The following is a 16,481-nucleotide window of genomic DNA, read 5'->3' on the forward strand; positions in this document are numbered from 1 at the left end:
CAGCCTTATTTAACCTTAAAACGATAAATAAGGTGACTTCTTTTATTTTTCAGCCGCAGCCAATCGCCCTAGTTCTAAACGTGCATAGCCATGTTCAATGAATTCATAAACATTATTGCTTAATGCCAATTTAAAATAACTTGCAGCCGCAGTCTTGTCGTTCATCAATAGCTTATATTTACCAAGATAAAAATACGCTTCAGTTAAACGATGAGCCAATATTTTATTGTAATTTGGGTCGTTCTTATCTAGTCCATCGAGTAATTTATTCAGTAATTCTGCTTCATCTATCGATTGTGTATAGAGTGAAACAATATTCCATGACCAGTTATTATCAATGTGCTGGCTATAACGCACCTTAATTGATTTTAACGCGTCTTCTGCATTAACTTGGAATTCTGGGTAGTATAACCATAACGTTCTAAATGGGTCATTAGGTGCGTCGTCATACGCACTAACAAGATCATCAATGGCTAATGTATAACGCTCACCATAGTACAATGCAATACCACGATTAAGTAATACATAATTGTTTTCTGGATCTAGCTGAGAAATAGAGTCGTACGCATCATATGCTTCATCAAACTGTTCGGTCTGAGTCATATACAAACCAATAAAGTTATAAGCTGGTACGAAATCAGGCTGTAATGTTAATGCTCGTTGAAAGTCTGCATGTGCAAGAGAGCGCAATCCCATGCTATCAGCAAGTAACCCACGTTCATAAAAATAGCGAGCTTGACGAACACGATCATCTTTCGCGTCAAGAATAAGCTGACTGTAACGCATTAACATGATTTCAGTCTGATAATTAACTTGGAGTGGTTCAGCAAGAATTAATTCAGAAGGCGCACGATCATTAGCCGAAAAAGAACCGGACAATGAACTACAGCCAGAAAGCAAGGCTGCAGCAATCAATAAACTAAGACGTCTTTTCATAATTAAACCACTTATTTTTTTACAGATATAAAAAAGGAGCGTATCAACGCTCCTTAAAATAATCAATCTAAATAAACAACAAGTTATTCGCTAACTGGTTGCTCAGCAGGCGCTGCAGGAGCGTCCATTGCTTCTTTAATACTTAGACGGATACGACCTTGACGGTCTACTTCTAGAACTTTAACTTTAACTACTTGTTCTACAGACAGGTGATCTGCAACTTTGTTCACTCGTTCTTGCGTAATTTGCGAGATGTGAACTAAACCATCTTTACCAGGTAAGATGTTAACAAATGCACCGAAGTCAGCTAGACGTACAACTTTACCTTCGTAGATTTGGCCAACTTCAACTTCAGCTGTTAGTTGGTGAATACGTTCGATTGCTGCTTGTGCCTGTTCGCCACTTGTCGCTGCAATTTTCACTGTACCATCATCTTCGATTTCGATCGTAGTACCAGTTTCTTCAGTAAGAGCACGGATTGTTGCGCCGCCTTTACCGATGATGTCTTTGATCTTATCTGTGTTGATTTTGATTGTATGAATACGCGGAGCGAATTCAGATACATCATCACGGTTAGTTGCGATAGCTTGATCCATAACACTTAAGATGTGTAGACGTGCAGCTTTTGCTTGTACAAGCGCTTTCTGCATGATGTCTTTAGTGATACCTTCAATTTTGATATCCATCTGTAGTGCAGTAATACCACCAGTTGAACCAGCAACTTTAAAGTCCATGTCACCTAAGTGATCTTCATCACCAAGAATGTCAGAAAGAACTACGCTACGGTCACCGTCAAGTACTAGACCCATTGCGATACCCGCAACAGATGCCTTGATTGGTACACCAGCATCCATAAGTGCTAACGAAGTACCACATACAGAAGCCATTGAGCTTGAGCCGTTAGATTCAGTAATTTCAGATACAACACGTACTGTGTACGGGAATTCATCTGCATTTGGCATAACAGCTAAAACACCACGTTTCGCTAGACGACCGTGACCAATTTCACGACGTTTAGGCGAACCAACCATACCAGTTTCACCAACACAGTAAGGAGGGAAGTTATAGTGCATTAGGAAGCGGTCAACAGTTTCGCCAGTTAGACTGTCGATACGTTGTGCATCACGCTCTGTACCTAATGTAGCAGTAACTAGTGCTTGAGTTTCGCCACGTGTGAATAGTGAGCTACCGTGTGTACGTGGTAGAACGCCAGTCATTACGCTTAGTGCACGAATCATTTCTGGATCACGACCATCAATACGTGGTTCGCCATCTAGAATACGATTACGTACGATATTCTTTTCTAAAGAACCAAGTAGTTCACCCGCTTCACGCGTGTTTAGTTCTTCGTTTTCTTCTTGAAGTTTAGCGATTGCTGCTGACTTGATGCCACCAACTTTAGCGTAACGTTCAGTTTTTTCTTGGATTTGGTATGCTTCAGCAAGTTCGCCTGATGCTAATTCAGCGATTTTCGCTTTAAGCTCAGTGTTAACTACTGGCGCAGTCCAGTCCCATTTAGGCGTATTAACTTCAGCAGCAAATTCGTTGATCGCTTCGATCACAACTTGCATTTGCTCGTGGCCATACATTACCGCGCCTAGCATTTGTTCTTCGCTAAGGATTTCAGCTTCAGATTCAACCATCAATACTGCATTTTCAGTACCGGCAACAACAAGGTCTAGTTGGCTTTCTGCTAACTCAGATGTTGATGGGTTAAGAATGTATTCATCATTTTGGAAACCGATACGTGCAGCACCAATTGGGCCATTGAACGGCATACCAGAGATACTTAATGCAGCTGAAACACCGATTAATGCAACCATATCAGGTTGGATTTCTGGGTTAACAGATACAACAGTAGCAACTACTTGTACTTCATTTTTGAAGCCAGCAGGAAATAGTGGACGGATTGGACGGTCAATAAGACGACATGTTAATGTCTCGCCTTCACTTGGACGACCTTCACGTTTAAAGAAGCCACCAGGGATCTTACCTGCAGCGTAAGTACGTTCTTGGTAGTTAACTGTTAGCGGGAAGAAATCACGACCAGCTTCAGCTTGTTTCTTACCAACAACACTTACTAAAACAGAAGTATCACCGATGCTTGCCATTACAGCTGCTGTTGCTTGACGTGCAATAACACCTGTTTCTAATGTAACTGTATGTTCACCATACTTAAACGATTTTACGATAGGATTCACTCTTTGTCCTTAATCTTTAATGTCTCTTTAATTTCGTCGCTAAGTATACTGCATAAAAAAATTAAAGGGCAATGTAAGTATTGGAAATAGTGAAATAAGTTGAAAAATAATTCTAGGAATAAAATTTTGTGGGATAAAACGCATAAAAACAAAAAGGAGCCAATTGGCTCCTTTCTTATAATTTGTTGTCCGTAGACGTCAAATTAATCGTCGATTAACGACGTAGACCTAGACGTGCAATAAGGTCTGCGTAACGTACGTTTTCAGTACGTTTTAGGTAATCAAGAAGTTTACGACGGCTAGCAACCATACGTAATAGACCACGACGGCTGTGGTGATCGTGGATGTGCTTCTTGAAGTGACCTTGAAGGTGGTTGATTTGTGCAGTTAGTAGTGCAACTTGAACTTCAGTTGAACCAGTGTCGCCTTCTTGGCGTGCGAAATCTGCAACGATTGCTGCTTTAGCTTCAGCGCTTAATGACATAGTGGAATCTCCAATATAGATAAATAGCTTATAGCCGACCACTCGTTCAGCTATAAGAAGAACCGCGGAGTATACAGACGTCAGCGAGTTCCTGCAATCATTTTTAGCGAACAATACTTAAACAAATAACAACCTTAAAAAGGCGTATAAAAAAGGCACGATTACCTAGGTAATAATGCCTTTTATCTCATCCATTAATCACTGCTGAATAATGCGATTATTTTGGCTCACGCGCCTGCGTTTCGTAATTAACGATACGTTTAGGCGCAACTCGACCTTGGTCATCAATCTGACCAACACCAATGAAAGAACGCTCTTCACCTACTGTCATACGGACTAAGCCAGATTCAGGTGTATTTGGTACTACAACAGGTTGCCCGTGTAATACAAAACCGCCTGTTTCTTCACTCATGTTCGCTTCAGGTAAATGACTGACCGCTGAATCAAGTGGCATCAATAATGGATCAAGCACCACTTTCGGCTCAACACCATCCGCTTTAGCTTGCTCAACCATCTCTTCCAGCTTTTCGAACGTCATCATGCGTTCAGCTGGATAACTGCTAACACCAATACGACGTAGCATAGAGACATGTGCACCACAGCCCAATAGTTCCCCTAAATCATCAACGATAGTACGGATATAAGTACCCTTACTCACGTGAATCTCTAGATTAACTTCATCATTTTCATAACTTAATAATTTAAGTTCGAAAACTGAAATAGGACGAGCAGGACGATCAATAAAGATGCCTTGACGCGCATACCAGTACAAAGGTTTACCTTCGTGCTTTAATGCAGAAAACATCGACGGTACTTGCTCTGTGTCGCCACGGAAAGTATCAAGTGCAATCAATAATTCAGCATCACTTACGTTAACAGCACGTGTTTGCACAATTTCACCATCAGAATCTGATGTATCCGTACGTTCACCCAGTTTTGCAGTTACTAAGTAACGCTTATCTGAATCAAGTAAGAATTGTGAAAACTTCGTTGCTTCACCAAAGCATAACGGTAACATACCAGTAGCCAATGGATCTAAAGCACCTGTGTGGCCCGCTTTCGCAGCAAAGAAGATCTTCTTAACACGCTGTAATGCATCGTTTGAGCTTATACCTGTCGGTTTATCCAACAAGAATACGCCGTGTACATCACGGCCGTTCCATCGACGACGACGTCCAGACATGACTAAGACTCTCCTTCAGGAGCGTCTTTTTCATCTGCCGTAGTGCCATAATCATCTTGCAGTTTTTTATCTTTAGCACGTACTTCAGTTACGAGACTTGAAAGACGCATACCTTCAACAAGCGTATTGTCATAGATAAAACGCAGTTCAGGCACGATACGTAACTTCATTGAGCTACCCACTAACGAGCGGATATAACCACTTGCTGTATCTAATGCTGCGATACCGTCTTTGATACGCTCTTCATCGTTATCGATATTGAAGAAAGTAACATACACTTTTGCGTAAGACAGGTCACGAGACAGATCAATACTTGATACTGTCACCATACCAACACGTGGATCTTTTACTTCACGTTGTAAAATACGTGCGATTTCTTGTTGTAGTTGCTGTGCAACACGACGAGAACGACTGAATTCTTTTGCCATTTTTAAATTCCTCTAAAGGAAAATGGGGACCAGAGGTCCCCATTAATTTATCTAAATCGAACCGAGCTATTAACCGTTACAGAGAACGTTTAATTTCAACAGTTTCGAATACTTCAATTTGGTCACCAACGCGTACGTCGTTATAGTTCTTAACGCCGATACCACATTCAATACCCATACGAACGTCTTGTACGTCATCTTTAAAGCGACGTAGAGATTCAAGTTCGCCTTCATAGATAACGATGTTTTCACGTAGCACACGGATTGGCGCGCTACGTTTGATGATACCTTCAGTAACCATACAACCAGCAATTGAACCGATTTTAGGTGATTTGAATACATCACGTACTTCAGCAAGACCAATGATTTCTTGACGGAATTCAGGCGCAAGCAGACCGCTCATCGCTTGTTTAACTTCATCAATCAAGTCATAGATAACGCTGTAATAACGTAAATCAACACTTTCGTTGCTTACAACTTCACGTGCTTTAGCGTCAGCACGTACGTTGAAACCAAGTACGATAGCGTTAGATGCAGCAGCAAGTGTTACGTCAGTTTCAGTAATACCACCAACACCACGCGTGATGATAGCTACTTTAACTTCGTCAGTTGACAGTTTAACTAATGAATCACAAAGTGCTTCAAGTGAACCTTGAACATCCGCTTTAAGTACGATGTTAAGCTCAGAAACTTCGCCCGCTTCCATGTTCGCGAACATGTTATCAAGTTTAGACTTCTGTTGACGAGCAAGTTTAACATCACGGAATTTACCTTGACGGTAAAGTGCAACTTCACGAGCTTTTTTATCATCACGAACTACAGTCGCTTCATCACCTGCTTTAGGTACGCCAGAAAGACCTAAGATCTCTACTGGAATAGAAGGACCTGCTGATTCGATTGCTCTACCATTCTCATCGCGCATTGCACGAACACGGCCGTATTCTAGACCACAAAGAACGATATCACCTTGCTTCAATTGACCTTGTTGTACAAGTACAGTTGCAACTGGACCACGGCCTTTATCAAGGCGAGATTCAATAACAACACCTGCAGCAGGACCAGTAGCAACTGCTTCTAGTTCTAATACGTCAGCTTGTAATAAGATAGCTTCAAGTAGTTCGTCAACACCAGTACCCGCTTTAGCAGAAACATAAACAAACATGTTTTCGCCGCCCCAGTCTTCTGGCATAACGTTGTGTTGAGCCAGTTCGCTTTTAACGCGGTCTGTATCAGCACCTTCTTTATCCATCTTGTTCACAGCAATAATCAGTGGCACATCCGCAGCTTTCGCATGGTGGATAGCTTCGATTGTTTGTGGCATAACACCATCATCAGCTGCAACTACTAAAACAACAATATCTGTCGCTTGAGCACCACGAGCACGCATAGACGTAAACGCCGCGTGTCCAGGAGTATCAAGGAAAGATACCATGCCGTTTTCAGTTTCAACGTGGTAAGCACCAATGTGCTGAGTAATACCACCTGCTTCACCGTCAGCAACTTTAGCGCGACGGATGTAATCTAGTAGTGATGTTTTACCGTGATCTACGTGACCCATGATAGTAACAACTGGAGCACGAGTAACTTTAACACCTTCAACTACATCTTGCGCGTCAGCTAGTACAGCTTCTTCTAGGGCATTTTCTTTAACTAAGATAACTTTATGACCCATGTCTTCTGCAACAAGTTGTGCAGTTTCTTGGTCAAGTACTTGGTTAATAGTAACCATAGAGCCCTGCTTCATCATGTATTTGATGATTTCAGTTGCTTTGATTGCCATTTTTTGTGCTAGTTCACTCACGCTGATCGTTTCGCCGATGCGAACATCACGCTCAACTTTAGCAACAGGTTTGTTGAAGCCTTGTTGCATTGCTTCAGGTGCATTAACTGATTTACTTTGGTTACGGCTGTAACGATTATCAGGTTTACGACCTTTAGCTTTACGTGCTTTACCTTTACCTTTTGGTGCAGGTTTAGCCGCTTCTACTGGTGCAGCAGGTTTTTTCTTACGAACACCTTTTTCTGAACGAGCATCAGCATCATCTTCAGCTGCTTGCGCATGCGTTGATGTTGTTACGTGGTAATCAGCTGCTTTTTCTGTTTTTTCACGTTCAGCTTCTTCTGCAGCCCAACGGCCTGCATTTTCTTCAGCTAGTTTACGTGCTTCTTCAGTTTTTTGTTGAGCATCCAGCTCAGCTTTACGAGTGGCTTCCTGCTCTTGCTTCTGCTTCAACGCTTCCGCTTCGCGCTTCGCCATATCATCTGCCTCTTTTGATTTAGTATTTTTTTGTTTTGTGTCACGTTTTGCTTGTTCTGCTGCATCACGTTTTGCTGCTGCTTCAGCATCTGCTTTTACTTTCGCTTCGGCATCAGCTTTTGCTTTTGCTTGCGCTTCTGCTTGAGCTTCTGCTTGTGCTTTTAGTTCAGCTGCTTTAGCCGCTTCTTCTGCTGCTTCTTTCGCTGCTTGTTCTTCTGCTAGTTTCGCTTCATCTTCAGCAGTAGTACGTTTAACGTATGTACGTTTTTTACGAACTTCTACTGCTACAGATTTCTGCTTACCGCCGCCACTTGCTACGCTAAGTGTGCTTTTGGTTTTTCTTTGCAGTGTTAAACGGCTTGGTTCAGCCGTATCACTACCATGTTGCTCACTTAAGTGCACAAGTAGTGTCTGCTTTTCACCTTCCGTTACCGTACTGTCGTTCACTTTTGCTATACCAGCATCAGAGAATTGTTGTACTAGGCGATCAACAGTAGTACCGATATCTTCGGCCAATTTTGTAATTGATACATCTGCCATGTAATTCGATCCCTCTCTTCGCGTTATTATTCGCTATCACTAAACCAACAGATATTACGCGCCGCCATAATTAATTCACCAGCACGTTCATCCGTTAACTCTTCAATTTCGCTTAAATCGTCGATGCCTTGTTCTGCTAGCTCTTCAAGAGTTGTAACTCCGATGCTTGCAAGTACGTAAGCTAGATGCTTTTCTAAGCCTTCAAGCGCTAATAAATCTGCACTTGGTTCTGCACCTTCTAGTGATTCTTCTGCAGCAAGTGCAGATGTTGTTAGTGCATTTTTAGCACGTGAACGTAATTCATCAACTAGATCTTCATCAAAACCATCGATTTGCAAGAATTCATTAACTGGCACATATGCGATTTCTTCTAAAGAAGAGAAGCCTTCGCCGATCAGTAATTCAGCCATATCTTCATCGATATCTAATTTATCAGTGAAGATTGTCATCAAACGGTCATTTTCTTTCTGGTGCTTTTCGTTAGCGTCAGCAACAGTCATTACATTTAGTTCCCAACCAGTCAGTTGTGAAGCTAGACGTACGTTTTGACCGTTACGGCCAATTGCTTGTGCTAAGTTATCTTGTTCAACAGCAATATCCATTGAGTGTTGATCTTCATCAACAATAATAGAAGCAACTTCAGCAGGAGCCATTGCATTGATAACGAATTGTGCTGGGTTATCATCCCAAAGGATAATATCAACACGTTCACCGTTTAGTTCACTTGAAACTGCTTGTACACGTGCACCACGCATACCAACACAAGCACCAACAGGGTCGATACGTTTGTCGTTAGATTTAACGGCAATCTTAGCACGCGAACCTGGATCACGAGCAGCTGCTTTAAGTTCAAGCATCTCTTCGTTGAATTCAGGCACTTCTACGCGGAACAATTCGATTAGCATTTCGTTACATGCACGGCTAATAAATAGCTGTGTGCCACGCGCTTCAGGTTTTACTTCTTTTAGTAAGCCCTTGATGCGATCGCCAGTACGGAATGATTCACGTGGAAGCATTTCATCACGGAACATTACTGCTTCAGCATTGTTACCAAGATCTAATACAACAGTCTCACGGTTAGCACGTTTTACTAAACCAGTGATTAGCTCACCTTCGTGTTTAGCGTATTGCTGAACGATTAAATCACGTTCGGCTTCACGTACTTTTTGGATGATAACTTGCTTCGCAGTTTGTGTTGTTACACGGTCAAATACAACTGATTCAATTGTATCTTCAATGTAACCACCAACTTCGATGTTTTCATCATCGTATTTAGCCGCGTCCAGGGTAATTTCTGAGAAAGGATTTTCTAATGCTTCACCTTTATCATCAATTACAAGCCAGCGACGGAACGTTTCAAAATTACCCGTTTTACGGTCAATCTCAACACGAACTTCAATTTCGCCTTCATATCGTTTTTTAGTTGCTGTCGCTAGTGCAATTTCCAGTGCTTCGAAAATTTTCTCACGAGGTAGTGCTTTCTCGTTAGAAACTGCATCAACAACTAACAGAATTTCTTTATTCATTCCCGGACGCCTCGTTAGTCAAATTTTGGAACTATATTTGCTTTTTGGATATTTGCGTGTGCTAAGACTTCGTCTTTGCCATCAATTGTTACAGTGATCATGTCACCGTCAACACTTTTGATTACGCCTTTTAGTTTACGACGACCATTAACAGCCATACGTAATAATGCTTTAATTTCAGAACCACAGTACTCTTGGTAGTGTGATACTTTAAATAGTGGTCGTTCCATACCAGGTGAAGATACTTCTAAGAAGTACTCTGTGCTGATTGGATCTTCAACGTCCATAATCGCGCTGATTTGATGACTTACTTTAGAACAATCATCAACGAAAATACCGTTTTCATGATCGATGTAAACAAGTAATGTCGAGTGTTTACCAGCTCGTGTAAACTCAATACCAATAAGTTCAAAACCTAACATTTCAACTGTTGGTTCCAACAATTCAGTTAGTGTTTGTTCTAGACTCGCCAAAACAACCCCCTAAAAACAAAAAAAGGGCATATGCCCGTAATTTAAAAAATAAAAAGCCCCGACTATAAGGCGGGGCTTCTTACTACTAGACCTTGTATGCCACTTGCGTGGCGCTTATTAAATGAATAATAAGCAAGAAGCCAATAGTATTACGTAAATTACATTTACCGAGATAAAATTAAATTTAAGTAATGCTATTTGCACACTGTTGACTAGCCTTATCAACAGGTATAAGAAATGGTTGCGGGAGCCGGATTTGAACCAACGACCTTCGGGTTATGAGCCCGACGAGCTACCAAACTGCTCCATCCCGCGACAACAATCTTACTGCGCTGATTATAGGCTATTGCAACTATAATAAGCAAGCGTAATTTCACTTAAATAATGAAACCACTATTGGCCTGTTTATTTATCCCTGAAATAAAATAACACCACATTATGTGAAAATTAACACAATTTGCGCCACTATATTTCAGGCAAAAAAAAACCTTAGTATTAAATACTAAGGTTTTCTTTATTTGGTGCCGTGGGCGGGACTTGAACCCGCACGTCCTTTCGGACACCAGCCCCTCAAGCTGGCGTGTCTACCAATTCCACCACCACGGCTTAATTCTTATTGAGGTACGTCGCTGTTGCTTACTGGCGCTACTGGAACGTCACTTATAATTGCTGGTTTTTCAGCATCTAAAATAACATCAGTTTCAGATTGCGTAGATAAGTTACCAAGCACTAAGCTTAAAGCAAAAAATACAACAGCAAGTATTGCAGTAACGCGAGTTAAAAAGTTACCTGAACCGCCAGCACCAAATACAGTATTTGAACCACCAGAACCAAAGCTAGCACCCATATCAGCGCCTTTGCCTTGCTGCATTAGAACGAATCCAATGATTGCAAGTGCAACAATTAAGTAAATAACAATAATAACTTCGTACATTTTAATACCTAAATCTCAAAAGGTTTAATATAGCTTTATCGAACATCCTTACCCGAGGTAAGGGACACATTACCTAAACATTAATGATTAATCATTAATTTAAGATAAGTGGTAAAGCGGAGGAGATATTATCTAACCTCCACCCCAGTTGCAAGCTGATTATTAAAAAAACAATGAATAAAAGGCTTTAGCACAAAACAACACCAGTTGCCGTATACTAATAAGCCTTAAACGTTCTCTCTACACAAGCTTAAAACGTCGCTTTAACTGCATCTGCAATTTTGTTCGCCAGCGCTAAAACATGTGTTTCATCTTCGCCTTCAACCATAACTCGAATAAGTGGTTCTGTTCCCGATTTACGTAACAATACACGACCACGATCTCCGAGTTCTTGTTCAACATCAACAACCGCTTGTTTTACAGATTCAGCTAGTAGCGGATCTGAATCACCACTAAAGCGAACATTCACTAATACTTGTGGGAATTTACTCATGCCAGAGCGTAATTCTTTCAGCGTTAATCCACTATTAACCTGTGCAGCTAAAACCAATAAGCTTGATACTATGCCGTCACCTGTCGTTGTATGATCCAGTGAAATAATATGACCTGAATTTTCACCACCGATACGCCAATCTTTTTCAAGTAGCATTTCAACAACATAGCGATCGCCAACTGCACTACGTGCAAAGGGAATTCCAAGTGCTTTAAGCGCAAGCTCTAAGCCCATATTCGCCATTAATGTGCCAACAACACCACCTTTAAGCTCACCGTTACGTAATGCATCACGTGCGATAATATAAAGTACTTCATCCCCGTCAATCACATAACCAGTGTGATCAACCATCATCAAGCGATCGCCATCACCATCGTAGGCAATACCAAGGTCAGCTTTTTCAGCAAGTACACGTGCTGCCAATGCAGCGGGTTCCGTAGCACCACAACCATCATTAATATTCAAGCCATTTGGGTTAACGCCAATCGTAATGATCTCTGCGCCCAATTCTCTAAATACACTTGGGGCGATGTGATAAGTTGCACCGTGAGCACAATCTAATACTATCTTCAGGCCTTTTAGACTGGCGCGTGATGGGAAGGTGCTTTTACAGTATTCAATATAACGGCCAGCAGCATCTTCAATACGTACCGCTTTACCAAGTTGTGCAGATTCAACACAAGTCAGTTCTTTTTCTAATTCCGCTTCGATCGCAAGTTCAACTTCATCTGGTAATTTTGTGCCGTTAGCAGAGAAGAATTTAATACCGTTATCATGGTAAGGGTTATGCGAAGCGCTGATCACGATACCGGCTTCAGCACGGAATGTACGAGTCAAATAAGCGACAGCAGGTGTCGGCATCGGCCCCATAAACGCAGCATCTAGACCAGCTGCAGATAGACCTGCCTCTAAAGCACATTCCAGCATGTAACCAGAAATACGCGTATCTTTACCGATAAGTACTTTCTTTGTGCCTTGCTGTGCAAGTACTTTACCTGCAGCCCAACCCAATTTAAGTGCAAATTCAGGTGTGATTGGCGCTTTACCAACAAGACCACGAATACCATCAGTACCAAAATACTTTCTTGACATATTTAATCCCTAATATTTTATTTTATATCCTGCTATACACTCAACTACGCTCTATTTTTAAAATAGATCATTATGCAAAATATATAGCATTCGTTATTTTATTAGCAGACACGATGTTTTTTAAGTTGAGCAACGATAGCTAAAGTATCTGCCGTTTCTCGTACATCATGTACACGAAATATATGAGCGCCATCTGTTGCAGCACTGTTTGCACATGCAAGACTGCCAGCCAAACGCTGAGATTCATTACACTGCAATAAGTTACCTATCATCGACTTCCGAGAAACGCCGATCAAAATAGGTAAACCGAATTGATGAAATGCAGGCGTATCAGCCAATAACTGATAATTTTGTTCTAATGTTTTACCAAACCCAAAACCAGGGTCGAGAATAATATTTTCACGTTTAATGCCAGCATTAACACAATCATCAATCCGCTGTTGTAAAAACGCGATAACTTCTGCTGTCACATCTTGATAAGAAGGTGCATCCTGCATGGTACTTGGTTGCCCCTGCATATGCATAAGACAAACTGGCACAGCTAATTCAGCCGCTGCCTGCAATGCACCCTCTTCCTGTAACGCTCTTACATCATTAATAATATGTGCGCCAGCAGCAATAGCTTGTCGCATCACTTGTGCTTTACTGGTGTCGATAGAAATCACGACGTCAAGTTCAGCCGCAATTAATTTGATAATAGGAATAACTCGTGCAAGCTCTTCTTCTAAAGTGACAGCACTCGCACCTGGTCGTGTCGATTCACCACCAATATCAATAATCTTTGCACCATCAGCAACCATCTTCTTAGCCTGCTGAAATGCAGCATCTAGACCGTGATACTGACCACCATCAGAAAATGAATCTGGTGTCACATTAAGAATGCCCATTACTGTCGGCTGACTAACATCAAGTAAACGAGATGTATTCATATTGGTCTTCAGCTGTAATTGCATAATCGTTTTTATCCCTAAAAAAAAACCCCGAGTTGCACTCGAGGTTTATTCTATCATGAATTAATAGCTAAAAAGTAATACCAAATAAGCTAGTGCTTATTCTGCATCTTTTTTGTCACTATCTTCTTCATTTACTTTTTCGTTTTCAACTTTTGGTTCTTTTTTAGTGTCTTTAGTTTTGTCACTGTCTACCGTACCGTAGCTTTCGCCCCAGTCAGCAGGAGCGCGTACTTCAACACGAGCCATTAAGTCATCAAGTTGTTTTGCGTCAATAGTTTCATATTTCATTAATGCATCTTTCATTGCATGCAAAATATCCATATTTTCACTTAACAACTTATACGAACGTTGATAGTTAGTATCCACTAAGAAGCGAATTTCATCATCGATTAGTTTCGCAGTATCAGCTGACATGCTTGCAGCTTGTGAGCCACCGCCACCAAGGAATACTTCACCTTGCTCATCAGCAAACTTCATCGGACCTAATTTTTCAGATAGACCCCATTGTGTAACCATCTTACGAGAGATATCCGTTGCACGTTCAATATCGTTTGAAGCACCCGTTGATACACTGTCTTTACCGAAGATAATTTCTTCAGCAATACGACCACCGTAAAGACTTGAAATCATGCTTTCTAGATGACGTTTTGAATGACTTACACGATCTTGTTCAGGTAAATACATCGTCACACCCAGCGCACGGCCACGTGGAATGATACTTACTTTATAAACAGGATCATGATCTGGTACTAAGCGACCAACGATTGCGTGACCAGCTTCATGATACGCTGTCATCGTTTTCTCTTCTTCGCTCATTACCATGCTCTTACGTTCAGCACCCATCAAGATCTTATCTTTAGCTTTTTCAAATTCAGCCATTGATACAGTACGCTTATTACTACGCGCAGCAAATAATGCAGCTTCGTTAACAAGGTTAGCAAGTTCTGCACCAGAGAAACCCGGTGTACCACGTGCAATCAATACTGTTTCAACGTCATCGCTGATTGGTACTTTACGCATATGTACTTTTAAGATCTGCTCACGACCACGGATATCAGGTAAACCAACTGTTACTTGACGGTCAAAACGACCCGGACGTAATAATGCAGGGTCAAGTACGTCTGGACGGTTAGTCGCAGCAATAACAATGATACCTTCATTACCTTCAAAACCATCCATTTCAACAAGCATTTGGTTTAGCGTTTGCTCACGTTCATCATGACCACCACCCATACCTGAGCCACGTTTACGGCCTACAGCATCGATTTCATCGATAAAGATAATACATGGAGATGATTTCTTCGCTTGCTCGAACATGTCACGCACACGAGATGCACCAACACCAACAAACATTTCAACGAAATCAGAACCTGAGATAGTGAAAAATGGTACTTTCGCTTCACCGGCAATTGCTTTCGCAAGTAATGTTTTACCAGTACCTGGAGAACCAACTAACAAGATACCAGTCGGAATTTTACCGCCAAGTTTCTGGAAACGACTTGGATCTTTTAAGTAATCAACCAATTCAGCAACTTCTTCTTTTGCTTCATCACAACCAGCAACATCAGCAAAAGTAGTTTTAATTTGGTCTTCACTCATTAAGCGTGCTTTACTCTTACCAAATGACATAGCGCCTTTACCGCCGCCACCTTGCATTTGACGCATAAAGAATACCCAAACACCAATCAGTAATAACATTGGGAACCAAGAGATGAAGATAGAAGTTAATAAACTCGCTTCTTCTTCAGGTTCACCGAATACTTTAACGTTATTATTTAACAGGTCATTTAATAACTGTGGGTCTTCCGCAGGTAAGAAAGTAACAAACTTCTGTCCGCCTTGGCTAACGCCACGGATAGTACGTCCATTAATCTTAACTTCGTTAACCTGTTTATTTCTAACTTGTTGCACAAACGAACTGTAATCTAACTGATTACTTGAATTATCATTTGGTCCGAAACTCTGAAATACTGACATTAATACGACTGCGATAACCAGCCATAAAATCAGATTTTTTGCCATATCACTCAAAATCTAGCCTCTCCGGGTCTTAAGTTCCCTGAAAAAAAACAGTTGATACACTCAATATATTCTAAATATAGACAGTTTAACAACAACTTACATTTTAAATTTATCATCCTGTGATCCTTACAAGTAAAATGCAAGGTTGCAGAACCCTTTGGATATTCTCTACTGTCTAATTAAATATATCAAGACTTGAACATTTATTAACATAATTAAATGCTTATTCATTACAAATCTGGATTTTATTCTTTTATAGCAACAGTGATTTATCCCTAGTAACCAGCCACGTTAATTTAGCCTTTGTAACCAGTTGCGACGATGAAAACTTCACGTGAACGAGCACGAGATGAATCCGGTTTTCTCGTTTTAACAACATTAAACATACTACGTACATCTTTCATGAATTGCTCAAAGCCTTCGCCTTGAAACACTTTGACCGCAAAACTGCCATTTGGTTTAAGTACTTCACGACACATTTCTAGCGCAAGCTCAACTAAATACATTGCAGCAGGTTGATCAACACCAATATTGCCACTCATGTTTGGTGCCATATCCGAAATGACAACATCAATCTGGCCATCACCTACTTTCGCAAGTAAAGCAGATAATACTTTCTCATCACGGAAATCACCTTGTAAGAAATCAACACCAGCAATTGGATCCATTGCTAAAATATCACAAGCAATAACACGACCTTTATCACCCAGTTGCTTTACAGCATATTGTGACCAACCACCAGGCGCAGCGCCAAGGTCAACAATATTCATACCCGGTTTTAATAATTTATCTTTTGCTTGAATTTCTTCAAGCTTAAAAGTCGCACGTGAACGCAACCCTTGTTTTTTCGCATCTTTAACATATTTGTCATTGTGATGCTCGTTAAGCCAGTTTTTAGAACTGCCCTTTTGGGTACTTTTTTTCTTCGGTGTCGGGGTCATCTGAAAGCCTGTTATTAA

Annotated in this window: 13 protein-coding genes and 2 tRNA genes; all 15 read right to left on the bottom strand. The window is 41.0% G+C overall.

The features are described 5' to 3' along the window. Window positions 1–42: 42 nt before the first annotated feature. A complete protein-coding gene (nlpI, locus tag HWV00_RS16840) occupies window positions 43–936 on the bottom strand; it encodes a lipoprotein NlpI (RefSeq protein ID WP_211683203.1) in 894 nt (297 codons plus the stop codon). Window positions 937–1,019: 83 nt separating this feature from the next. Next, window positions 1,020–3,137 carry a polyribonucleotide nucleotidyltransferase gene (gene pnp / locus HWV00_RS16845; protein WP_211683205.1) on the bottom strand — a complete coding sequence of 706 codons (2,118 nt, stop codon included), beginning with the start codon at window positions 3,135–3,137 and terminating at the stop codon, window positions 1,020–1,022. 214 nt (window positions 3,138–3,351) lie between these two features. Then, window positions 3,352–3,621 carry a 30S ribosomal protein S15 gene (gene rpsO / locus HWV00_RS16850; protein WP_211683207.1) on the bottom strand — a complete coding sequence of 90 codons (270 nt, stop codon included), beginning with the start codon at window positions 3,619–3,621 and terminating at the stop codon, window positions 3,352–3,354. Window positions 3,622–3,838: 217 nt separating this feature from the next. Next, entirely contained in the window at window positions 3,839–4,804 is a 966-nt protein-coding gene (truB, locus tag HWV00_RS16855) for a tRNA pseudouridine(55) synthase TruB (protein ID WP_211683209.1), read from the bottom strand. A gap of 2 nt (window positions 4,805–4,806) precedes the next feature. Then, complete coding sequence (gene rbfA, locus HWV00_RS16860) at window positions 4,807–5,232, bottom strand: 30S ribosome-binding factor RbfA (RefSeq protein ID WP_211683211.1); 426 nt, start codon at window positions 5,230–5,232, stop codon at window positions 4,807–4,809. 76 nt (window positions 5,233–5,308) lie between these two features. Beyond that, on the bottom strand, window positions 5,309–8,029 hold the full coding sequence (gene infB, locus HWV00_RS16865; RefSeq protein WP_211683213.1) for a translation initiation factor IF-2: 2,721 nt from the start codon (window positions 8,027–8,029) through the stop codon (window positions 5,309–5,311). Window positions 8,030–8,055: 26 nt separating this feature from the next. Beyond that, the gene (gene nusA, locus HWV00_RS16870) at window positions 8,056–9,555 is read right to left on the bottom strand and encodes a transcription termination factor NusA (protein ID WP_211683215.1); all 1,500 of its coding nucleotides are present in this window, start codon (window positions 9,553–9,555) and stop codon (window positions 8,056–8,058) included. Window positions 9,556–9,569: 14 nt separating this feature from the next. Continuing rightward, entirely contained in the window at window positions 9,570–10,028 is a 459-nt protein-coding gene (gene rimP, locus HWV00_RS16875; RefSeq protein WP_211683216.1) for a ribosome maturation factor RimP, read from the bottom strand. Window positions 10,029–10,266: 238 nt separating this feature from the next. Next, window positions 10,267–10,343 (bottom strand) — tRNA-Met (locus HWV00_RS16880). 204 nt (window positions 10,344–10,547) lie between these two features. Further along, window positions 10,548–10,634 (bottom strand) — tRNA-Leu (locus tag HWV00_RS16885). Window positions 10,635–10,641: 7 nt separating this feature from the next. Beyond that, window positions 10,642–10,962 (bottom strand): preprotein translocase subunit SecG, encoded by a 321-nt coding sequence (secG, locus tag HWV00_RS16890; protein ID WP_211683218.1) that lies wholly within the window; start codon window positions 10,960–10,962, stop codon window positions 10,642–10,644. A 250-nt stretch (window positions 10,963–11,212) separates the two neighbouring features. Further along, window positions 11,213–12,547 carry a phosphoglucosamine mutase gene (gene glmM, locus HWV00_RS16895; protein WP_211683220.1) on the bottom strand — a complete coding sequence of 445 codons (1,335 nt, stop codon included), beginning with the start codon at window positions 12,545–12,547 and terminating at the stop codon, window positions 11,213–11,215. Between the two features lie 101 nt (window positions 12,548–12,648). Continuing rightward, a complete protein-coding gene (gene folP, locus HWV00_RS16900; protein WP_211683222.1) occupies window positions 12,649–13,500 on the bottom strand; it encodes a dihydropteroate synthase in 852 nt (283 codons plus the stop codon). 96 nt (window positions 13,501–13,596) lie between these two features. Then, on the bottom strand, window positions 13,597–15,522 hold the full coding sequence (ftsH, locus tag HWV00_RS16905) for an ATP-dependent zinc metalloprotease FtsH (protein WP_211683225.1): 1,926 nt from the start codon (window positions 15,520–15,522) through the stop codon (window positions 13,597–13,599). 296 nt (window positions 15,523–15,818) lie between these two features. Further along, window positions 15,819–16,463: a 23S rRNA (uridine(2552)-2'-O)-methyltransferase RlmE gene (gene rlmE / locus HWV00_RS16910; protein WP_211683227.1), complete on the bottom strand. Its 645-nt coding sequence runs from the start codon at window positions 16,461–16,463 to the stop codon at window positions 15,819–15,821. Between the last annotated feature and the right edge of the window lie 18 nt (window positions 16,464–16,481).

Source organism: Moritella sp. 24, assembly GCF_018219155.1.
Classification (GTDB): Bacteria; Pseudomonadota; Gammaproteobacteria; order Enterobacterales; family Moritellaceae; genus Moritella.

What these genes read in the sequence shown, in the direction of transcription:
- nlpI (WP_211683203.1), bottom strand. Translation starts at nt 936, where the DNA reads ATGAAAAGACGTCTTAGTTTATTGATTGCTGCAGCCTTGCTTTCTGGC.
- rpsO (WP_211683207.1), bottom strand. Translation starts at nt 3,621, where the DNA reads ATGTCATTAAGCGCTGAAGCTAAAGCAGCAATCGTTGCAGATTTCGCA.
- truB (WP_211683209.1), bottom strand. Translation starts at nt 4,804, where the DNA reads ATGTCTGGACGTCGTCGTCGATGGAACGGCCGTGATGTACACGGCGTA.
- rbfA (WP_211683211.1), bottom strand. Translation starts at nt 5,232, where the DNA reads ATGGCAAAAGAATTCAGTCGTTCTCGTCGTGTTGCACAGCAACTACAA.
- infB (WP_211683213.1), bottom strand. Translation starts at nt 8,029, where the DNA reads ATGGCAGATGTATCAATTACAAAATTGGCCGAAGATATCGGTACTACT.
- nusA (WP_211683215.1), bottom strand. Translation starts at nt 9,555, where the DNA reads ATGAATAAAGAAATTCTGTTAGTTGTTGATGCAGTTTCTAACGAGAAA.
- secG (WP_211683218.1), bottom strand. Translation starts at nt 10,962, where the DNA reads ATGTACGAAGTTATTATTGTTATTTACTTAATTGTTGCACTTGCAATC.
- glmM (WP_211683220.1), bottom strand. Translation starts at nt 12,547, where the DNA reads ATGTCAAGAAAGTATTTTGGTACTGATGGTATTCGTGGTCTTGTTGGT.
- folP (WP_211683222.1), bottom strand. Translation starts at nt 13,500, where the DNA reads ATGCAATTACAGCTGAAGACCAATATGAATACATCTCGTTTACTTGAT.
- ftsH (WP_211683225.1), bottom strand. Translation starts at nt 15,522, where the DNA reads ATGGCAAAAAATCTGATTTTATGGCTGGTTATCGCAGTCGTATTAATG.
- rlmE (WP_211683227.1), bottom strand. Translation starts at nt 16,463, where the DNA reads ATGACCCCGACACCGAAGAAAAAAAGTACCCAAAAGGGCAGTTCTAAA.